A 22,200-nucleotide genomic window follows, 5' to 3' on the forward strand; every position below is an offset into this window, starting at 1 on the left:
ACCCCAGAAAGACTATCTGGTTGATAGGTCGAAGGTGTAAGTGCAGCAATGTATTTAGCTTATCGATACTAATAGGTCGAGGACTTGACCAATATTTATTTGATGTTCATTAATTAAAATATATATGCAGTTTTTAGAGTGTTAATTTAACTCATAATAGGATAAGTGTGCTGGTGTGGCTCAACGGTAGAGCAGCTGACTTGTAATCAGCAGGTTGTAGGTTCGATTCCTATCACCAGCTCCAGTGAAGACTATGTTAAAAACATAGTCTTTTTTATTGTGTAATATATTTATTCTTTTATATAGTTTATAGAAATAGACAAGAAGTTGATAAATTTAAGTAAGAAATAGCTATACAGATTAAAATAATTATTTTAATCTGTATGTGAATACCTTAACGCAAAATTTTGATTATTTGTGTAAGAATTGGTAGAAAGATATGTATATTTAATTTGAAACTAACTTACCATGGATTACCATTCTAGCATCATCAAATTCATAAGTGCATGTAGAAAGTGTAACTATCTTATCTTTGCTATTTACTTTAATATTTGATTTATGTAATGATTTGGAAGTAATAGCATCTATGTATTTTTGATAGTCTGATTCACTATTAAAGCTTGTTTTTAGATAATCATAATCAGATTCTACAATATAGGCAGAAAATACTTCATATAATAATTCTTTTCCATCCATAGTGATTTTTATTCTATTATTTTCTTTAAAGAAATCATCATCTTTAAACTTATTTAGATTATTAAACATTGTTTTGTTTTTCATATTATGTCCATATACTATAACATTTTGGTCATCCAGAGATTTATTTCTATAATCCATGAATAATGTACCTGAGATAGATTCTTTACCATAAAAGTTTTTGTCAAGATAATAAGAATTATCTTTAGATTGTACAACTGGATAATTTATGTTTGTATTATCAACAGAAAGCCAAAATTTAAAATCTCTGTTTATTTTTGATAAGTCTTCTTTTTTATTTTCTTTTTTCTGAAGTTGAGCAGATGTTTTAGTATCATAGTTGTATTTGTTAAGTTTTAAGTATATATTAAATCCACTGTAGATTATTACTAATATTAGTATAATATTAATTATTACCCTATATAATTTTTTCAATATTCCACCTCAAATCATAAATAATAGTTTATATACCTATATTACACTATTTTTGAAGAAATTTAAATTTTTAGTATAATATTACTTTGACATACTTAAGGATTTATGATAATATAGCTAAGTAAAATGAATATTAAGTAAGCCAGATAATCGCATGTAATTTTACATGAGGAAAGTCGGAGCTCCATAGAGCAGGGTGCTAGGTAACACCTAGTGGGAGCAATCCTAAGGATAGTGCAACAGAAATAAACCGCCACTTATGTGGTAAGGATGGAAAGGCGAGGTAAGAGCTCACCAGCAGCTAGGCGACTAGTTGGCTATGTAAACCCCACCTGGAGCAAGACCAAGATAGGAATAAAGAGTGCTGCTCGTACTCTCCGGTAGGTAGGTCGCTTGAGCTTATTGGTGACAATAAGCCTAGAAAGATGATTATCTAATACAGAACTCCGCTTATAGACTTGCTTAATTTTTTCGATAGGTAAAACATCAGTTTAAACTGATGTTTTTTTATTTGCAAATTTGTCTAATTTACTTTCAAAATTTTGTGGAATATTGTAATATAAGTTAGTACAGATATTAAAAATGGTATAATATAAGATAGATATAAAAAGAAAAAGTAAAATGATGTAAATAATATGATATTATATAAGATGTAGTAAATTTAGTAACTAATTATTAAAATATCATAATCAAATTAGTAATTTTACATAATGTAAATATCACAATAAAATAATTGATTTAAGGAGTGAAGGTTTTGAGTGAAAATAATATAATAAGAAATACTGTTTTAAATGTCACAGCAAGTTTTTTAAAACAAGAGTCTAAGATAAATGAAAAATTAGAAGGTGTTTTAGAAAAGAAATTTGAAAAAGTAGAATTCAACGAAGCAAAATATGCTGAGCTTTTAAAATTTAATATATTGTTTTATAAAACATTAGCAAGAAATACAGAACCACTTATCGGGAAATGGATAGTAGATAAATACATACCTGAAATAGATGAATTAGAGAAAGACTTAGAATTGACTACAGCTAAATGTAGAAAGTATGTAAATAAGGCAATGAAGGATGGTTTAGACTGTCTAAAAGCCAACGATTTAAGTAGTTTTTTAGCTTATGATAAAATGGACCTATCAGAGAGGCGAAGACGTTTAGAAAAGGATTATAAGGTTCTAAATCTATATAAAGACCTTCTTAATATAACACTTAGAAAGATAAGCTTAGAAAAGAAAGATTGTGCAAGTTTATTTCTTAAGAATCAAGCTGATGCTAAAAGAGAACTAAAAAGAGAAATAATATTCTGTGTAAATAAGATATTAGCTAGTAGCAAAGAGGTAGTACCTAAAAATATAGAAGAAAGTTCTGAACAAAGTAGTGAAGATATAAAAGCAACAGAAATTGAGGATTTACAATTAGGTAAAGATAATTCAGAAAATGATGTTTTATTAAATTCAGTTAAAAAGTCAGAATTAGGAAAAGAACCACAGATAAATGATGTAGAAGCAAAGTTTATGGATAAACTAAATAGTTTAAATGATGAAAGTATATCTCAAACTGTATATAATGAATATAAAAAATTATGTGGGTTAGAAGAACTTCCTTATGTTGAAGGCTATGGTTTTGGTAGAGAAGTTATTAAAGACTTTGTTTGTGCAACAGTTGCATTAGAATTTTTGAAGAGAAGAAATAGAGATCTTATAGAAGGTGCGATGAGACTAACTATAATTGGAGAATTTGGTGCTGAAAATTTTAAGGAATTCATAGATTATGTAATTAAAAATAAAACAGAAATTAGTGAAGATGTTTGGGAAGAAGCACACGTTGTTCTAAAAGATAAATCTTCTGAATTAGAAAATCACGATATTGTATCAAAGAGAACTAGAAAAAATAAAGACATTGATATTGAAGAATATATTTATATGATAAAAAATGCAGATAAAGATGTTTGCTTTAGAAGTAGCATTTCTATAGAAGAAGATACTAAAGAGGAAGATGCTAAAGAAGACGTAATTAATAAGAATGACAATATAGAGAATGTTCTAGAAAATAAAGAGAATATTGAAAAAGAGCATGATGTAAATGAAGAAGAGATAATTGAATCAGAAAATAAAAAGAGTAGAAAAAAAGATAAATTATTTGGATTTATGAAAAAAGAAAGCAAAAAAGAGGAGGTAGTAGAAGTAACTGAAAAAGAAGAAATTAGCCTAGGTAATACTTCTGATGCAGTTACAGATGAACCTAATGAATCTATTAAGGACAATATAGAAAACTTAGAAGAAGTAAACCAAAGTTTAGAAGAAGAGCGCAATATAAAAATAGAAAAACCAATAAATAATAATGAGTTAGATAAAAAACTATCAGCAAGTAATGAGCCTAAATCTGAAAAAGAAAGTAAGGGATTAGGTGATGAAATATCAAAAGAAGCAGAAGAAAAAAAGGTAGAAAGTGAAAAGTCAGTAGTAATACCTATTAACAAGAAAGAAAAAAATAGTAAAAAATCCAAACATTCTCCTAAGTCTAATTCTAAGGAAAAGAAAACAGAAATAAAAAATTATGAATCAAATGAAGAAGATTTTATAGATGATGAAGAGGTTGGTTCTAAAAAAAGCAGATTAAAAGAGACTATTATAGCTATCGTTATAGTGGCAATTGTTGGTGTAGGATACTTTATAACAGTAGGCAATAACAAGAAAAATGATAAAGACAATACACCTCCAAAGGCATCAACTCAGCAACAGGCTAACAACAAACAAACAGAAGAAGAAAAGAAAGCAAAAGCTGAAAAAGAAAAGAAAGAAGCAGAAGAAAAGGCAAAAGCGGAAGAAAAAGAAAAAGCTGAAAAGAAAGCAAAAGAAATGGAAGCATATAAAGATGGTAAAGGTGTATATTATACTGTCTATGCAGGTTCACTTAAAGTTGAAGCAACAGCAAAAGAAACAGCAAAAGAATATGAAGCTAAAGGTATTTCTTCAACAATAGTTCAAGAGAATGGATATTATAAAGTGAAGATAGGTGATTATTCTGAATATGGAGAAGCACAAGAAAAATGTAATGAATTAGCTAAGAAATCTATTGATACATATATAGCGATGTATGATAAGTACTATGATTATAAATTAGAAGATTTGAAAGAATCAGCTCCTTCATTAAGTGCTGAAGAACTTAGACAAAAATATGAAGATTTAAGAAGTGAGTTAAGAAATAAATCTGGATATCGTGAATATGTTAAACATTTAGATAAACTTTATGAAGAAATAGTTGAAGGTGCTTAGGATATTTATAAAATAAGGACAAATTATGTCTCAAAATAAAAAGTATTAAAAAATATTATTTATTTTGAGGCATTTTGTCCATCTTTAGAAAATAATTATAATTTTGTTTAGGCGGTGAAGGTATGTTGAAATTAGGAGAAAAAATTATATATGAGCTTTCAGACGGATTTGAGCTTAGTGGTATCAGTAGATATTCAAAAGAATCTAAAAAACTTCATATAACAAATTTAGGTAATATTATAATCAGCAAAGCAGATGAAGTTAATGATGAATCAGGGGTAAAATATATATATAGTTTTTCAGATAATAAAAAAAAGTTAGAAGCAGTTTTAGAAGGTTCTCAAATAATTATTTATGGAGATAACTTGCCTTTTTATATAAAAAGTGAGAATTCAAGTAAGAATGTTACAGCAAGTTTAACTATGAAAATAACTCTAGATGAATATGATTTAATCTGTAAGAGCCAAAGAGAATTTATATTTTATTTAAAAGACAACATGACTATCTTGAGTTTAGATGATAATAAATTTTATATGGGTGGAATTAATAAAGATAACGAAAAGTTTATATTTATCAGTGGAAAAAATAGATTTGAAATAAACTTTGATGATATAGAAAGATATATTTTAGAAGATAAGAAAGTTTCTCTAAAGGGTTATTTTCATATGGAAAGAGAAGGTCTTATAGTAAGGTCTGTTTCTATATTTAATAATAATATAGAAAATATAGTTCCAGCCGATTTAAGTGAGAGAGTTAAAAATAATAAGAAAATAGGAAATCTTCCTAAAGATTGTGATATAGTATTCTGTAAAATATCAGGAAATATAGATGGATTTGATTATAAAAACACAAATATGCTTTTAGTAAAATATCAGGATCAACTTATTTTTATAAATAAGAAGTCTAAAAAAACTATTGTTAAGTCAACAAAAGATAATTGTTCAAAGTTAATTTTAGGAGAAGACATTATATTATATGATAATAAAAATGTATTTAACTTGCACATAAATGATAAAAATAAAGAAGCTATGCAAATAGAGGATTTAAAAGACATAGAAAATGAAATAGTAGGATATACATTAAAGCATGCTCCATTTTTTATCCAAGAAGATTTTAATAGTTTAACGATACTGAAATCTTTCCAAAAAGAAATTATATCTATAAAAAATAGTGATGTCAAAGATATTGTAATTAATAGAGAAATTGAAAGTAGAAATTCTAATTTTGTAGAAACAGAAATAAAATTTAATAATCAAAAAATAATTTTAAATTTAAGTAGAAGTATGGTTCAAAAACTTATGCAAGATGTATTTATATATGCAAAAAAACCACTACTTAAAGACGTTTCTGTTGAGATTTTATATAAAAATTGGTCTAAAGCTATGAATGATATGATAATATTTAATTTCTTTGGAAATATCTATTACATGAAATCTGAATTTGATAAAGTATTAGAAAGAGAATTGAATGATGAAATAAGAATAGAAGTCATAAATGCACTTTATAATCAGATACAAGAACAGAGAAATAATTTAGACTTAATATCAGCTTATACTCCAAGAATATTAGAAAATCAAGAGATAGAGTTATTTGAAAAGTATAATGCAAAACTTGATGTACAAGTATTTAGACAGATTAAAAATTTATTCTTTGATTTATCATACAATATAAGTAGTTATTTAGATGGAGTTGAAAAAAGTTTAGATAATATTATATTTGTAATATCAGGTGAAGATAAGAAGCGATACAATTATAGGATGTTAAAGGAAAGTGAAAGTGCAAACTTGGATGTATTTTTAAAACAAGCTATATCAAGATTAAATCATTTAGTAGAAAATATGTATCCTTACTATGTGGATGAAACTAGTAGAGAGATGTTTAAGTTATTTGAAGTCTTATGGAAAAACTATAAAAATATTAATGATGATAGTATAAAAGAAGTATTATTCGAGAGAATAACAAATACATATGTATTTAGACAATTGACATTAAATAATAATACAAATGAAAGAAGAAAAGACATAATTGAAAAAATATATAATTCTGTTGATTATGGAGCCAATAAGCTAGATGAAAATATGTTTTTCACAGGAGGAATGAAGTATGTCAAGTAAATACAATGTATGGAATTTTAATTATGAATTTTTAGGACTAAATTCAAGTGATGAAAAAAATAATGAAGTTTATTATGAGATTGATTTAGATGAAGTCTTAAATGAAAACTATATAAGTGAGGATATAGATGGAGATTTAGATACTGATGGAAATAGCATCTTAGGAGAATTAATATCAGAAATGGATATAGATGAAGATGTAAGTGTTGACATGACATATCAAGAATTAGAAGTGGATTTAGAAGATTTAGATTCATATTTGGATGATGATATAGATAGTGATATAAAGGGCATTTTAGATGAAATTTAGTACCTATGTGAGTTTTAGGTATAATATAGACAATATAATATATTAACTTATAAAAACTAAAGGTAGATGAAATTTCATCTACCTTTATGTTCTTGTAATGTTAAGAATTGGGATAATATAGAGTTTGAAGAAAAAGTATAAATATGGTATATTAATTTGGTACAAGAGAAAATTTACGAAGAAGGGTGAAAAAATGCAGATGACAGTAAAAAAAGCGATAATACCAGCAGCAGGGCTAGGAACTAGATTTTTACCAGCAACAAAATCACAGCCCAAAGAAATGCTTCCTATAGTAGATAAACCAACTTTACAGTATATAATAGAAGAAGCTATAGACTCAGGAATTGAAGAAATTCTTATAATAACAGGTAGAAATAAAAAATCTATAGAAGACCATTTTGATAAATCAGTTGAATTAGAGTTAGAATTAGAACAAAAAGGTAAGACAGAAATGCTAGAAATGGTAAGAGATATATCAAATATGGTAAATATTCACTATATAAGACAAAAGGAGCCAAAAGGTCTTGGACATGCAATTTACTGTGCAAAAAGTTTTATAGGTGATGAACCTTTTGCTGTATTATTAGGTGATGATATAGTAGACTCAGATGTGCCTTGTCTAAAGCAATTAATAGATACTTATAATGAATATAAAACAACTGTACTAGGTGTTCAAAAGATAGCTAAAGAAGATACAAACAAATATGGAATATTGGATATAAAACATATAGAAGATAGAGTTTACAAAGTTAAAGATATGGTTGAAAAGCCTGCAATTGAAGAAGCACCATCAGACATAGCCATACTTGGAAGATATATAATAACTCCTGCAATATTTGATATATTAGAGAAACAAACACCTGGAAAGGGTGGAGAAATACAGTTAACAGATGCACTTCAAACTCTTGGAAAACAAGAAGCTATTTATGCTTATAACTTTGAAGGAAGAAGGTATGATGTGGGAGATAAGATTGGATTTTTAGAGGCGACAATAGATTTTGCTCTAAAAAGAGAAAATCTAAAAGATGATTTAATGGATTATATGAGAAAAAAAGTAAGCGAAAAATAAATTTAGAAAAGAGGTAATTACTATGGCGGTTTTAGTAGCTGGAGGAGCAGGATATATAGGAAGCCATACAGCAATAGAACTTTTAGAATCAGGTTATGAAGTTGTTATAGTTGACAATTTAAGTAATAGCAACTCAATAGTAGTTGATAGAATTAGCGAACTATCTGGAAAACAAGTAAAGTTTTATAATATTGATATAACCAATAAAAATGAAATGCACATTGTATTTAAAGAAAATAATATTGAATCTATTATCCATTTTGCAGCTTTAAAAGCAGTTGGAGAATCAGTAGAAAAACCAATTGAATATTATAGCAATAATCTAATAAGTACATTAAATTTATTTGAATTAATGAGAGAATACGGTGTTAAGAAATTTGTATTTAGTTCATCAGCTACCGTATATGGAGATCCACATACTTGTCCTATATTAGAAGATTTCCCACTTTCTGTAACTAATCCATATGGAAGAACGAAGCTTATGATAGAGCAGATGTTAGTGGATATATCAAAAGCAGATGAGTCATTAGATATAGCACTTTTAAGATATTTTAACCCAGTAGGTGCTCATAAGAGTGGAAGAATTGGTGAAGAACCAAATGGAATTCCAAGTAACTTAATGCCTTATATAACAAAAATAGCAGTAGGTAAATTAAAAGAACTAAGTGTGTATGGAAATGATTATCCAACTCATGATGGGACTGGAGTTAGAGATTATATACATGTATTAGATTTAGCTGCTGGTCATGTAAAGGCATTACAAAAATTAGAAGAAAATCCAGGACTTGTTGTTTATAATTTAGGAACTGGTAAAGGATATAGTGTTCTTGATTTAGTTAAAGCATTTTCTAAAGCAAGTGGAAAAGAGATACCATACAAAATTGTTGGAAGAAGAGCTGGAGATGTAGCAATGTGTTACGCAGATTCATCAAAAGCAGAGAAAGAACTTGGGTGGAAAGCTAAATATGAACTTGAAGAAATGTGTCAAGATTCTTGGAGATGGCAAAGTATGAATCCAAATGGATACGAGGTATAAAATGAATATTAATGGGGTAAATGTAACAAATTTGTAAATACAAGATATTGGTAATTTTATGTTATAATTAGAGGCGTGTAGTTATGTTTCTAAAAGAGGGGGGAAGTTATAGTGAAAAAAAGTCTAAAAAAGTATTTAGTACTAGCAATGACTTTAGTTTTAGTATTTGCATGTGGCGTACCAGAATCAAGTGCAGCCAGTAAACATGTAATTATAGTAAACTCAAGAAAAAATACTCTAGGATATTTTGTAAATAGCAAGCTTGTAAAAGAATTTAAAGTTGCAACAGGGAAAAAAGGTTCAGAGACACCAACAGGGAAAACAAAGGTAGTTAACAAGATAAAAAATAGACCATATTATAAAGGAAATATACCTGGAGGAAGTCCAAAAAATCCATTAGGAGATAGATGGATGGGATTAGCATTAAAAGGAACTTATGGAGATACATATGGGATACATGGAAATAACAATGAAAGTTCTATTGGAAAACACATTTCTGGTGGATGCATAAGAATGCATAATAAAGAGGTTAGATGGTTATTTGACCAAGTTCCAGTAGGTTCAGATGTAATTATAGATTATAGTAATGACAGTTATACTAAAATAGCAGCAAAATATAAGATAAACTTAAACCAAACAGGATGGAAAACAGAAAATGGTAAGAAGTATTATGTAAAATCTGATGGAACATACCAAAAAAATAGTTGGTTAAAAGTAAATGGAAAAATGTATTATTTTGATGCTTCAGGAGTAATGCAAACAGGATGGAAGACAATTAATAACAAAAAATATTACTTAGGAACTGATGGAGTAAGAGTATCTGGATGGAAGGTAATTGATGGAAAAACTTATTACTTTAATTCAGATGGAGTAATGCAAACAGGATGGCAAGAAAAAGATGGCAAGAAATACTATCTAGGAAATGATGGATTATCAGTAGTAGGATGGCAAGAAATAGATGGTAATAAGTATTACTTTGATAAAACAGGAGTAATGCAAACAGGATGGCAACAATTAGAAGGTAAATCTTACTATTTAGACAAAGAAGGTAAAATGTTAACAGGAACTCAAAAAATAGATGGAAAAGATTATACTTTCAATGAAGATGGAACAATAAACCCTACATGGAACACAGTTATAGGAGCAAATAGATTTGATACAGCTAAAAAAATAAGTGAAGTTGGAAATTGGAGTGCTGATAGTTCAGATACTGTTGTATTAGTAAATGGAAATGCAATAGCAGATGGAATAACAGCAACACCTTTGGCAAGTAGTTACAACGCAACAATATTACTTACTAATACAGATAAATTACCAACTGAAACTATTTCAGAAATGAATTCATTAGCACCTAAAACAGTAATTTTAATAGGTGGAGAAAATGCAATAAGTTCTAAATTAGAGCAAGAAATAAAGATTACTTTTAATGCAGAGACAAAGAGAATATCAGGCCAAGATAGATATCAAACTGCTATAAGAATAGCTAATGAACTTGGAAACAGAGAAGAAATAAAGACAGCTTATATGGTTTCTGGAAATGGAGAAGCAGATGCTCTATCTGTAGCTTCTAAAGCTGGAGAAGAAAAACAACCTATAATATTAGTTAAGAAAGATGGAATTACAGAAGAATCTTATATATGGCTAACAGAAAGAAAATTAGAAAATGCATATTTTATAGGTGGACCAAATGCAATCAATGATTCAGCAATAGCTAAGATGAATGAAATAACTACTGAAGATGTTTCAGGAAATAGAATATATGGAAATGACAGATTAGATACCAATGCTAAAGTTATAGAAAAATTCTATGGCGATACTGATTTACAATCTGTATTAGTTAGCAAATCAGATGCTTTAGTAGATGCTTTATCAGCTGGTCCATTAGCTGCAAAATTACACTCACCAATAGTTTTAATGAATAATTCAGGATTATCATCAGAACAAAATAGAGTATTTGCAAATAAAAGAGTTGAAACTCCTTATCAAATTGGAGGAGGAGTATCTTATATAGGCATGGATAAATTAATAGATATTCTTGGAAAATAATAAAACTATATAACTAATGTATAAAATGAAATTGAGATGTAAAATTCAACAGCCTAAAGCTTTGATTATTTATATCTCAATTTTTTTATTATAAAATTAAGTTTAAGTTATCTAAAAATCTTGGAATATTTTCAAAACTCATATAAAATAAATATAGGTGATATCATCATATGTTAAGAGGGTGAGTGAAATTATAAAGAAGAAGTATATAATGTTTATTGATGAAAGTGGGAGAGCTGATATAAATCATGAGGACCCATTTACATTAACAGGAGTAATTTTTGAATATAAATATGCAGTGAGTCAAGGTGATTATGTCTGCTGTTTAAGGAAAGAGATGGATGCATTTAAAGAGTATTGCTTTGGAACTAGTAATATAGGAATACACTTGACTGACATATCCAGAAAGTCAAGAGCATTTGAAAGGTTTGATGATTCACAAATTAAGTTATTTTATGATGAATTACCTTTATTTCTATCTAAACTAGAGTGCACCATAATATCAGTAACAGTAGATAAGACTAGATTAAAAAAATATTATGCACCTTCAAAGGAACCTTATGTTGTGGCTTTTATACATGTACTTCAAAATTTCTATTCATTTGTAAATAATGAAAGTGTAGAGTCTGCAAGAATAGTTATTGAATCAAGAGATGATGTTTCAAATTTAAAAGTACAAAAGGCATTTTTTGATGTTTTTAATAATGGAACAATATATTTAGATATAGATGAAGAGTTAAGAGATAAGGTAAAAGGTTTTATAATTGCAAAAAAGGAAGATGTAGATTACAAAGAGGGTTTAGAAATAGCTGATATTCTATGTAATCCTCTTAGTAGAGCTAGAAGAGGATTAATAGAAGCAAATCCAAAATGTATACAATATGGGGAAAAAAATAAAATATTTAAATCTGTAAGAAGTAAAATATACACTCCAACTAGTTTAAATGACATAAGAAATTGGGGTTTTAAAGAAGTTCCAATTATAGAGCCTGTTGGACCATGGCTTGAAAAAATGAGATAGATAGATTGACAAATTTTTAGAAAATTGATATAATATAAGTAACTCAGTTATTCAGGAATTGAAATACAGTTGCTGTTATATAACGATTATTGCTGGGACTCGGATGCCGACTGTCAGTTAAGAATCTATACTTTTAGAAGTATAGATTTTTTTATTTTGGAAGAAATACTAAAAAAGAGACTATTTAAAAATAACCTCTTTTATTAATTTTTATAATTGAGCATTTTTAATGACAAAGTTTTTGAAATTTTTAATCGCAGGTGGTAAATATCTATCCTTTATAACTGCTAGGTAAAAATTTCTTTCCCAACTTGGATAAACGATTTGAATTACTTTTACTTTTGTAAACTTAAGCATAGACATATTTGGGACTACAGCTATGCCGAAATTTTTTGCAACTAATCCAGCAATTACTTGGTCTTCTTCTACTTCATGAACTATGTTAGGTTGTTGATTTATTTTTTTAAACATGTCATCAATTATATATCTAAGTCCACTTCTTTGATTAAATACTATTTGAGGATAAGGTATTGTTTCTTTTAAATCTATAGTATCTTTTGTAGCCAGTGGGTGGCTATATGGTACAATTAATACTAAATCTTGTTTGGCTACAGGTATAAATTCAATTCCCTTCTCTTTTTCAAGTTTTGAGCAAAAAGCAATATCGTATTTTCTTTCCTTAAGACCTTGGATAATATCAGTAGTTACACCTGTATGGAATTTAAAGTCAATTGATTTATCAGGATTAGATTTTAAGAATCTATGAACCATATCAGGTATAAAGTCTGTACCAAGTGTTCTAAGGAAAGCTAAGTCAATTTGCCCTTCACCAGTACCAGTTATCTTTAGTGACTTTACACTTGAGTCTAAGATTTCTAATGATTTTTCCACATCTTTTAAAAATATTTTACCATATTTAGTTAAAACTATATTTCTACCTTCCTTTTCAAATAGAGACACTCCAAGTTCACTTTCTAACAAAGAAATAGCATGGCTCAAACTTGGTTGTGTTATAGATAAATTTTCTGCTGCTTTTGTATAGTGCTCTAAATGTGCCAATGTAACAAAATAGCGTAAGTGATATAAATTCAATTTTTGTTCATCCTTTCATGAGTATCGTATTTTTTATTTGTATGTATTTAAAGAAGTTGACCTTAAAGAAGTTTTTCACATTTTTATTATATATGATTACAGCGTAATAATAAAAGCTTTTAAAAAAATTTATCGTTTTTTGTCTTAAATTTTAGATAGATAGAGCTAAGGAATACATTAATAAATTATATTATCAATAAAATCTATAAACAAAATCTATGAATTGATAGGAAATTATCAATTTGTTATTAACAAAGTCTCATGATACAATAAATTTATAAAATCTAGATAAAGATAAATCAAAAAAATATTTTTATTTTTAAAGTAAAATGATACTACTAGTAGAATAAATAAAAAAATAAAATCAAAAAAAAGATTAATTATAAAGAAATTAAAGGGGGCATATTTAAATTATGAATAATCAAAAAAATATTAACATTCCAATTACTATTAGTTCTTATACATTAGGTACAGAAGTTTCATTTCGCGACAGAGTTCGTATTGCAAAAGAAGCTGGATTTGATGGTATTGGATTACGTGCTGAAAATTATGTAGATGCAAAAAATGCTGGAGTTACAGACGAAGAAATGCTTTCAATTCTTGATGAATATAATATGAAAGTTACAGAAGTAGAATATATAACTCAATGGGGAACTAAAGAAGATAGAACAGAAGCACAACAAGAAAAAGAGCAAAATGTTTATCATATGGCTCGTTTATTTAATGTTAAACATATAAATTGTGGTCTATTAGAAATGGTACCAGAAGAACAAATTATAACTGCATTGGGAGAATTATGTGATAGAGCAGGAGAACTTATTATAGGACTTGAGTTTATGCCATACAGCGGTGTGCCAGATTTAGCTACTGCTTGGCGTGTTGTAAAAGGATGTAACCGTGAAAATGCAATGCTTATATTAGATACATGGCACTGGGCTAGAGCAAAACAAACAGTAGATGACCTTGAACCTGTTCCAGCAGAAAAGATAGTATCAATTCAAGTTTGTGATGTTTTAGAGACACCTTATGAAAAACTTAGAGATGAATCACTACATGACCGTGTAGCTCCAGGTGAAGGATATGGAAATACAGAAGATTTTGTAAAAATAATCAAAGAACATAATATATCACCAGAAGTTATAGGTGTTGAAGTAATATCTGATTCTTTAGTAGCTAAAGGATTATCAACTGCAGCTGAGACTGTATTTAAGGCAACTAAAAAAGTATTAGATAAAGCATGGCCAGAAGTATCTCCAAAATAAAAATAGAGTTGTTCGATATTAAAGTATATGAAGCATAAAAATATAAGAAAAAAATATAAAACATGAAAGGAAGGAAAACCTTATGAAGATTAGTTCTATGTTTACACCTATAAAAATTGGTTCAATGACAGTTCCAAACCGTTTTGTAGTTCCTCCAATGGGAAATAATTTTGCAAACACAGATGGTACTTTAAGTGAAACTTCTAAGGCTTATTATCTTGAACGTGCCTTAGGTGGTTTTGGATTAATAACTATAGAATCTAGTGTTGTGGATAAGAAAGCTAAAGGAGGACCTCGTAAACCTTGTTTGTATGATGATAGTACAATAGATAGTTTCAAAAATGTAATAGATGCCTGTCATAATGCTGGTTCAAAAGTATCTATACAATTACAACATGCTGGTTCTGAAGGAAATGAAAAAATTGCAGGGTATCCTTTAAAAGCTGCTTCTGCAATACCTGCATCAAATGGACGTAATACACCATTGGCAATAACAACTGAAGAAATATATGAGCTTATAGAATCTTATGGAGATGCTGCGTTACGTGCAAAAAAAGCTGGTGTGGATGCTGTTGAAGTTCACTGTGCTCATGGATATTTAGTTAGTAGTTTTATATCACCAAGAACAAATAAACGTGTAGATGAATTTGGTGGATGTTTTGAAAATAGAATGAGATTACCTCGTCTTATAATTGAAAATATACGTAAAAAGGTAGGAGATTCTATAGCAATACTATGTCGTATAAATAGTACAGATGATATTTTAGGTGGAATTGATGTACATGATAGTTCAGTAATCGCAGCCTATTTAGAAGATTGTGGAGTAGATGGACTTCATGTTTCACGTAGTATACATATACATGATGAATATATGTGGGCTCCTACAGTTCTTCATGCTGGATTTAGTGCAGATTTAGTTACAGAAATAAAAAAATCTGTGAGTATACCAGTAATAACTGTTGGTCGCTATACAGAGCCTCAATTTGCTGAATTGATGGTTCGTCAAGGCAGATGTGATTTAGTTGCATTTGGTAGACAAAGTTTAGCTGACCCAGGCATGCCTAACAAAGCTAAAAATGGTAAGTTAGATGAAATGATACCATGTATTGCATGTCTGCAAGGTTGTGTACCAAATATGTTCCAAGGTAAGCCTATAGCATGTCTTGCAAATCCGATATTAGGTCATGAAGCTGAACTTAAACCAGCTGAAACTACAAAAGAAGTTCTTGTTGTTGGTGGTGGTGTTGGAGGTATGCTTGCAGCATGGGTATGTGCTGAGAGAGGGCATAAGGTAACTCTAGTTGAAAAATCTGAAATGCTTGGTGGGCAAATGCGTTTAGCTGCATATCCTCCAGGTAAAGGAGATATCACTAATTTAGTTCGTAGTTATATTTCAAAATGTAATCAATATGGTGTAAAAATATACACTAATACAGAAGTTACAGTAGAGTTTATAAAAGAAAAATCACCTGATGCAGTTATTGTAGCTACTGGTGCAACTCCACTTGTACTTCCTATACCAGGAATTAATGAATCAGGATTAATACATGCAGTTGATCTTCTTGATGGAAAAGAATCTTGTGGAAAGAAAGTTCTTGTTGTTGGTGGTGGAATGGTTGGTTGTGAAGTGGCAGCATTCCTTGGTGAACAAGAACATGATGTTACTGTTATTGAATTAAGAGAACAAGTTGGTGCAGATGTAATTTCTGAACATCGTAAATTCCTTATGGATGATTTTAAAAGTTACAATATACATACTGTTACTGGTGCTAAAGTTGCTAAGTTCTATAACGATGGAGTTGACTATTCACTTGCAGATGGAACAGAAGATAATTTAAAAGGGTTTGATTCAGTAGTGCTTGCTATGGGTTCTCGTAATTATGACCCATTAAGCGAAGAAGTAAAGAAATTTGTGAATGAAACTTATGTTGTTGGGGATGCAGTAAAGGCTCGTAGAGCATTGGATGCAACAAAAGAAGCTTTTGAAGTAGCATTAAATATATAGTTGAAATTAAATAGATGTTTCTTTGCAAATAATTAAATAGATTATTTGCAAAGAAATTAATGATATTGGGAGGATATAATAATTATGGAAATTTCAGGTAGAACAGGGTTATTCGCATTAATAGGTACACCAGTGGGACATTCTAAATCACCACTAATGTATAATTATAGTTTTGAAAAATTAGACTTAGATTATAGATACTTAGCTTTTGATATTACTGTGGACAAGGTAAAAGATGCACTTTCAGCTATAAAGACGTTCAACATAAAAGGAGCAAATGTAACAATGCCATGTAAAACTGCTGTTACAGAATATATGGATGAACTTTCTCCAGCAGCTCGTATAATTGGAGCATGCAATACAATTGTAAATGAAGATGGAAAGTTAATTGGACATATAACAGATGGTGTGGGTTACGTTCGTAATTTAAAAGAAAATGGAGTTGAAGTAAAGGGTAAAAAACTTACAATTATGGGTGCTGGTGGTGCGGCAACTGCTATACAAGTACAATGTGCATTAGATGGAGCAAGAGAAATATCTATTTTCAATGCTAAGGATGATTTTTATAAAAGAGCGGAACAAACAGTTGAAAATATAAAGAAAGAAGTACCAGGATGTATTGTTAATTTATATGATTTAGCAGACACAGAAAAACTTTATGAAGAAGTATCATCAAGTGATATTTTGACAAATGCAACGCTTATTGGGATGAAACCTCATGACAATGAAACTAATATAAAAGATGTTAGTGTATTAAGAAAAGAGTTAGTTGTAACAGATGTTGTTTATAATCCAAATAAAACAAAAATGATTGAGGATGCTGAAGCTAATGGTTGTAAAGCTATTGGTGGATTAGGAATGTTATTATATCAAGGAGCTGAGGCTTTTAATCTATATACTGGATTGGAAATGCCTGTAGAAGAAATTAAAGAATTATACTTTAAATAGACGAAAAAATAATATTTTAATAATGTAGAATATATGTATCTCAATGTTTTGATATTACTTTACAAAATGTTTTGATATTACTTTATAAATTGTCATAGTGGGTTTTGTATCGATGGTCTAGTTAAATGTAAAAGTTTAACTATTCTTTAAACCCATTATGGGAATTCGTTTATTGTATATAAAAATGTTAAGAAATTAACGAGAATAGGAGAATAACTATGAATAATAAAAAATACTATCCTACTGCCATAGCTTTGTATTTTTCATATTTTTTACTTGGTATTGGAATTTCAATTTTAGGACAATATAAACCAGAATTTGCATCTATGTGGGGAGCTAAGACTTTATCAGATGGAACTCTTGATGTGAGTATTGTTTTAGCTGTTATTGCTGCATTAGGGTTAGGTAGACTTATATCATATCCATTTGCAGGCCCTATTTCAGATAAATATGGAAGAAAGGTAAGTGGACTTATAGGTAATTTTCTACATGCAATTTTCTTTGTTGGAATTGTATTTTCACCAAATTTTTACATAGCATATATATTTGCAATAATTGGAGGCGCAGCAAACTCATTTTTAGATACTTGTGTAACACCTTCTTGCATGGAGATATTTGCTAGTCTAGGAACAATAGCAAATATGTTTACTAAATTCACAATAGCTTTAGCGCAATTTTTACTTCCTTTTATAATTGGATTTGTTGCAGCAAATTCAATATCATTTAAAGTTATTTTTATAGTAACAGCTGTTCTTATTATTATAGATGCAATTTTAATAGCTGTATTGCCATTTCCTCCAGCTAACAATGTTATTGATAATAATGGAAAGGCTGTCAAGTCAGAAAAAATGAAGTTTACACCAACAAGTATAGCTCTTGTTTGTATTGGATTTACATGTACATCTACATTTGTACTATGGCTAAATTGTAATCAAGAATTAGGTAAATTATATGGTATGTCTGACCCTACAAAAATTCAATCTTTTTATTCAATGGGAGTAATCTTTGCAGTGTTAATAACTTCTGTACTTATAAAAAAATATGTTAAGCCAATAAGAATACTTGTTATCTATCCTGTGATAGCTTCAATTATGTTATTAATTGTGTACTTTGTTCAGACTCCAACTATCTGTATGATAGGAGGATTTGTAATAGGTTATTCAGCAGCAGGTGGTGTGCTTCAATTGACTACATCGACAGCAAATGAAATGTTTCCAACTAATAAAGGAAAAATAACATCTATAGTTATGATTGCATCTAGTATAGCTAACTATGTTATTTTAAATATAGCTGGATTTATTACAAAATCTGGTGGAGTAAATGGTCCAAAATACGTTGTATTATTTAATGTAGCTATAACGTTTGTTGGAATTTTACTTGCATTGTTTGTAAACATGAGATATGAAAAAGAAAAAGTACATGATTATAATATGTAACATTAGTATAATATAATTGTAAGTATTTTTAATTTTAACATGTCTGAAAGAAGAGGTGTCACAATGGAAAATATAGAAAAAATAAGAGAAAAAATAGATTTATATGATGATGAGCTGATTGATTTACTTGAGAAAAGAATGGAATGTATAAAGGGTATTATTGATATTAAAAAGGAAAAAGGTATTCCCATTTTACAGCCAGACTATGAAAATAAAAAAGAAGTAGCGTTGATTGAGAAGCTAAAAGGTCATAAGTTTGAAAATGAAATTATAGATATTTTTAGATATATAGTAAAAAATAGTAAGAAAATACAGGCTAAAAATTTATTCTCTTATAATATAATGCTTGTTGGATTTATGGGAGTCGGAAAAAGTACTGTGTCATCATACTTGAGTCATCTATTAGAAATGGAGCAAGTAGAAACAGATGCATATATAGTTGAGCATCAAGGAATGAGTATTTCTGAAATATTTGAAAAACGAGGGGAAGAATATTTTAGAAATCTTGAAAGCCAAGCATTAATAAGTTTTCAACAAAGAGAAGGACTAGTTGTTTCCTGTGGGGGAGGAATCGTACTTAGAGATAAAAACGTAGAATATATGAAAAAAAGTGGAAGAATTGTTTTATTAACAGCAAGTCCAGAAACTATTCTTCAACGTGTTAAACATAGTGATGAAAGACCAATACTTAATAATAATATGAATGTTGAATTTATATCTGATTTGATGAAAAGACGAGAAGCGAAATATATGGCATCAGCAGATATTATTGTAAATACAGATAATAAAACAATAAAAGAAATTTGTGAAGAGCTAGTTGTAAAGTTAACGGAACTTGATAAATAAATTCTAATTTAAAATGAGTATGTATTTAAAAAAATAAATTTTAACTTAACAAAATCATTGTTAAGCGATGAAACTTTAATATTTGTACAATTAGTATTACTGGAAATTTTAATTTCTAGTAATATTTTTTTATGTGTAAAAATGTAAATTCACTAAAATAAGTAGTATAATCAATATAAATTATAATAATGTAAAGGAGGATAATTTAGTGGGTAGTATTTTTAAGCAACTACAAAAGATTAAGGATTATGATGGATATAAAGAGTCATTTGAAATGAATTATTTATGTATATACGAAAAGATACCTTTAAGAGAACAAGTAGAACTTGCAAATAATTTGGTGGAGAATATTTTAAATATTTATAGAAGTGAATCTAATAAAATTGACGTGTTAGAGGAGTATAATCATAAGTCTCTAATTTGTTATTTTGAAATTTTTATGAAAAAGATAAATACTCTAATAAAGGAGAGAATAATTGATGAAAAGTGGTTATATCAGCTAACAAAGGATTTAATATATACAAGTGAAAAAGATGAGCATGTAAAACTTGGGCTTGTTTTAAGTGAAAATTATTTAGATGTAGACAATATAAGAGAAGTAGTTGATACATTTTCTAAATCTGGAGAATACATATTTTATTTAAGTAATACTATTAGAAAACTTGAATTTTACAATACCTATTTGTTTAATCTATCTAGAATATCTACAGGTTCAATAAAAGTATTTGCCATTGTCAATATAGAAAATCTAGATTCTAAAATAACCTCTTATTTAATCGAAGAAGGATATAAAGATAAAAAATATGAAGGATTACTAATGAACTATATTATTTCTACAGTAGATTTAAGCGAATATCTTGAAAGACGAGATTTAGATAAAGATAAGGTAAACAACTTAGCACATCTTATATGTAATTATTTGTTAAGTGTAGAATTTAAATATATAGGGAATAAGGTGGAATTAGTGAATCAATTTCTGCCAATTGTAACAAGCTATGGGACTAGCTTTGATAGTCTATATTCTATTTTTTTAATAGCAGTAGGTGTTTTAGAAGATGATAAAGTAAGTTGTGATAAAGTTGAATTTAAGAAAGAAATGAATAATGTTTTACTCAGTGAAAAGTGGAAAAGTGTATTCTTTAAAGCATTAAATGAAGCCGATGGAAAGACAGAAGATATGATAAAAATGTCAGAAATTTATGATGTACGTTTATCTTTTGATGATTTATTGCCATATTTAAGTAAAGATATTCGAGATTTTGAGGTGTATTGGCATATATCTAAAAAGGGAAGTGCAAATTGTAAGTTAAAGTTATTAGACTTTTTTGAAAAAACATTTAAAACAGAAGAGTTAATTGGAAAAATGGAAGACATAGAAAAAAATAAATTAACACAAGAATATTACGATGATATGTTATTTTTTATTGTCCTTAAAGGTAGTAAATCACTATACCCTGAAGGAAAGAATCTATCTTTAAAAGGAATTTTTGGAAACATAAATGAAGTACGTAAAGAATCTATAAATATTTTAAAGAGGTATAGAGAGAGACTCTCTCTTAAAGAAATGCAAATAGTTAAAGAAGCTTATGAAAAAGAAAAAAATATCAAATTAAAAGATGAGTTAAGACGATTATTATATGAAAGTAATAATTTAAAAAAAGAATTTGTAAATACTAAAAAGCTGAAGGTAAATGAGCATGGTAAAGATATTTATTTGACTTCAGTAGCTGTTGCTGGCTCAAGGTTTAGAAATAGAGAATATCTGGAAAAGGAATTGGAGAAGAGTAATATATACTATCTAAACAGAGAGAAAGATAATTTATATGATGAAAATGCTATCAGAATAGTTGGAGAAACTGGATATGTAATAGGTTATGTTCCAAGAAAAGATAATTATATTTTGAGTAATTTATTAGATGGAGGAAAACTCTTGTATTGTAGAGTAACTGAATACAATTTAGATGAAGATTATATTTATATAAACATATATTTGAGTTATAAAGATGTTATTGAAACTGTTGAAAATTCTCTTAAAATGGTATTAGATAGAGGTAAGGTAAAAATTGTAAACTAAATAATATTACGAATTATTTAAAATTTAAACTATAATCAATATATTTGATATTATTTGGTTGAAATATGGAAAAATTTAAAATACAATTAACATATAAATGAATTTAATTTAAAATTCGCAAATGTTATTTTAATTTAACCTATAATGGCGAAATTCCTCTTCCTCGCCATAGGACGTAGAAGATGTAAGCCTAACCGATAGGTTATTTATTTTACTTGATTTTCAAAAATGTATTGTATTATAAAATCAGTAGTAAAAACTGAAAGGAAGTAATTACAATGAAATTAGATAGTAATAATCATTAAGTATTCTTGTTACACTATCACTTAGTTATGTGTATAAAATATAGAAGAAAAGTAATAGATAGCTCTATATCAGATAGACTAAAAGATATATTTGTAGATATCTCCCCAAATTATGGAGTGGAGTTGCTAGAATGGAATCATGATATTGACCATGTGCACTTGTTATTCAAAGCAAAACCAAATACAGAGATATCTAAACTGCTAAATGCTTATAAATCAGCATCAAGTAGAAGA

At 28.3% G+C, this 22,200-nt stretch carries 16 protein-coding genes, 1 tRNA gene, 1 rRNA gene and 1 other RNA gene; 17 read left to right on the plus strand and 2 right to left on the minus strand.

The window, feature by feature from the left end; all coding sequences use genetic code 11:
- Both KGF48_RS18405 and KGF48_RS18410 read left to right on the plus strand, forming a co-directional pair.
- A 23S ribosomal RNA gene (locus tag KGF48_RS18405) occupies positions 1-92 on the plus strand; the annotation flags it as partial.
- A 77-nt stretch (positions 93-169) separates the two neighbouring features.
- Positions 170-244 (plus strand) — tRNA-Thr (locus KGF48_RS18410).
- Between the two features lie 203 nt (positions 245-447).
- Here the strand turns inward: KGF48_RS18410 and srtB are convergent.
- Positions 448-1,131, minus strand: a complete 684-nt coding sequence (srtB, locus tag KGF48_RS18415) for a class B sortase (RefSeq protein WP_227830347.1) — start codon at positions 1,129-1,131, stop codon at positions 448-450.
- 134 nt (positions 1,132-1,265) lie between these two features.
- Here srtB and rnpB point away from each other — a divergent pair.
- The 8 genes from rnpB to KGF48_RS18455 all read left to right on the plus strand — a co-directional run bounded on the left by rnpB (position 1,266) and on the right by KGF48_RS18455 (position 11,998).
- Positions 1,266-1,600: RNase P RNA component class A (rnpB, locus tag KGF48_RS18420), an RNA gene on the plus strand.
- 276 nt (positions 1,601-1,876) lie between these two features.
- The gene (locus KGF48_RS18425) at positions 1,877-4,402 is read left to right on the plus strand and encodes an SPOR domain-containing protein (RefSeq protein ID WP_227850893.1); all 2,526 of its coding nucleotides are present in this window, start codon (positions 1,877-1,879) and stop codon (positions 4,400-4,402) included.
- 122 nt (positions 4,403-4,524) lie between these two features.
- The gene (locus tag KGF48_RS18430; RefSeq protein WP_227843048.1) at positions 4,525-6,516 is read left to right on the plus strand and encodes a hypothetical protein; all 1,992 of its coding nucleotides are present in this window, start codon (positions 4,525-4,527) and stop codon (positions 6,514-6,516) included.
- Positions 6,506-6,826, plus strand: coding sequence for a hypothetical protein (locus KGF48_RS18435; protein ID WP_227432352.1), 321 nt, complete (start codon positions 6,506-6,508; stop codon positions 6,824-6,826). Before KGF48_RS18430 ends, KGF48_RS18435 begins: the two co-directional genes overlap by 11 nt.
- 193 nt (positions 6,827-7,019) lie before the next feature.
- Positions 7,020-7,895, plus strand: a complete 876-nt coding sequence (galU, locus tag KGF48_RS18440; RefSeq protein WP_269469197.1) for a UTP--glucose-1-phosphate uridylyltransferase GalU — start codon at positions 7,020-7,022, stop codon at positions 7,893-7,895.
- A gap of 22 nt (positions 7,896-7,917) precedes the next feature.
- The gene (gene galE, locus KGF48_RS18445; RefSeq protein ID WP_227840875.1) at positions 7,918-8,931 is read left to right on the plus strand and encodes a UDP-glucose 4-epimerase GalE; all 1,014 of its coding nucleotides are present in this window, start codon (positions 7,918-7,920) and stop codon (positions 8,929-8,931) included.
- 111 nt (positions 8,932-9,042) lie between these two features.
- Entirely contained in the window at positions 9,043-10,977 is a 1,935-nt protein-coding gene (locus tag KGF48_RS18450) for a cell wall-binding repeat-containing protein (RefSeq protein ID WP_227840874.1), read from the plus strand.
- Between the two features lie 211 nt (positions 10,978-11,188).
- Positions 11,189-11,998, plus strand: a complete 810-nt coding sequence (locus tag KGF48_RS18455) for a DUF3800 domain-containing protein (RefSeq protein ID WP_255642553.1) — start codon at positions 11,189-11,191, stop codon at positions 11,996-11,998.
- 210 nt (positions 11,999-12,208) lie between these two features.
- Here KGF48_RS18455 and KGF48_RS18460 read toward each other — a convergent pair whose 3' ends face one another.
- Positions 12,209-13,090 (minus strand): LysR family transcriptional regulator, encoded by an 882-nt coding sequence (locus tag KGF48_RS18460; RefSeq protein WP_227830341.1) that lies wholly within the window; start codon positions 13,088-13,090, stop codon positions 12,209-12,211.
- Positions 13,091-13,503: 413 nt separating this feature from the next.
- On the opposite strand from KGF48_RS18460, the gene KGF48_RS18465 reads away from it, so the two are divergent.
- From KGF48_RS18465 to tnpA, 7 genes are all read left to right on the plus strand, one after another.
- Entirely contained in the window at positions 13,504-14,352 is an 849-nt protein-coding gene (locus KGF48_RS18465) for a sugar phosphate isomerase/epimerase family protein (protein ID WP_227840872.1), read from the plus strand.
- An 82-nt stretch (positions 14,353-14,434) separates the two neighbouring features.
- Positions 14,435-16,357 (plus strand): FAD-dependent oxidoreductase, encoded by a 1,923-nt coding sequence (locus KGF48_RS18470; RefSeq protein ID WP_227840871.1) that lies wholly within the window; start codon positions 14,435-14,437, stop codon positions 16,355-16,357.
- A gap of 84 nt (positions 16,358-16,441) precedes the next feature.
- Entirely contained in the window at positions 16,442-17,305 is an 864-nt protein-coding gene (gene aroE, locus KGF48_RS18475) for a shikimate dehydrogenase (protein WP_227840870.1), read from the plus strand.
- 218 nt (positions 17,306-17,523) lie between these two features.
- Positions 17,524-18,741, plus strand: coding sequence for an MFS transporter (locus tag KGF48_RS18480; protein WP_227840869.1), 1,218 nt, complete (start codon positions 17,524-17,526; stop codon positions 18,739-18,741).
- A 63-nt stretch (positions 18,742-18,804) separates the two neighbouring features.
- Positions 18,805-19,587 carry a shikimate kinase gene (locus KGF48_RS18485; protein ID WP_227840868.1) on the plus strand — a complete coding sequence of 261 codons (783 nt, stop codon included), beginning with the start codon at positions 18,805-18,807 and terminating at the stop codon, positions 19,585-19,587.
- Positions 19,588-19,795: 208 nt separating this feature from the next.
- Positions 19,796-21,661: an HIRAN domain-containing protein gene (locus tag KGF48_RS20775; RefSeq protein WP_227868428.1), complete on the plus strand. Its 1,866-nt coding sequence runs from the start codon at positions 19,796-19,798 to the stop codon at positions 21,659-21,661.
- A gap of 311 nt (positions 21,662-21,972) precedes the next feature.
- A partial coding sequence (tnpA, locus tag KGF48_RS18495; RefSeq protein ID WP_227868429.1) for an IS200/IS605 family transposase occupies positions 21,973-22,200 on the plus strand: 228 nt, incomplete at its 3' end.

The organism is Clostridioides sp. ZZV15-6388 (assembly GCF_020657755.1).
In the GTDB taxonomy this organism is placed as follows: Bacteria; Bacillota; Clostridia; order Peptostreptococcales; family Peptostreptococcaceae; genus Clostridioides.

Coding starts and splice junctions, on each gene's coding strand:
- KGF48_RS18430 (WP_227843048.1), top strand. CDS start 4,525: ATGTTGAAATTAGGAGAAAAAATTATATATGAGCTTTCAGACGGATTT.
- KGF48_RS18435 (WP_227432352.1), top strand. CDS start 6,506: ATGTCAAGTAAATACAATGTATGGAATTTTAATTATGAATTTTTAGGA.
- galU (WP_269469197.1), top strand. CDS start 7,020: ATGCAGATGACAGTAAAAAAAGCGATAATACCAGCAGCAGGGCTAGGA.
- galE (WP_227840875.1), top strand. CDS start 7,918: ATGGCGGTTTTAGTAGCTGGAGGAGCAGGATATATAGGAAGCCATACA.
- KGF48_RS18455 (WP_255642553.1), top strand. CDS start 11,189: ATGTTTATTGATGAAAGTGGGAGAGCTGATATAAATCATGAGGACCCA.
- KGF48_RS18465 (WP_227840872.1), top strand. CDS start 13,504: ATGAATAATCAAAAAAATATTAACATTCCAATTACTATTAGTTCTTAT.
- KGF48_RS18470 (WP_227840871.1), top strand. CDS start 14,435: ATGAAGATTAGTTCTATGTTTACACCTATAAAAATTGGTTCAATGACA.
- aroE (WP_227840870.1), top strand. CDS start 16,442: ATGGAAATTTCAGGTAGAACAGGGTTATTCGCATTAATAGGTACACCA.
- KGF48_RS18480 (WP_227840869.1), top strand. CDS start 17,524: ATGAATAATAAAAAATACTATCCTACTGCCATAGCTTTGTATTTTTCA.
- KGF48_RS18485 (WP_227840868.1), top strand. CDS start 18,805: ATGGAAAATATAGAAAAAATAAGAGAAAAAATAGATTTATATGATGAT.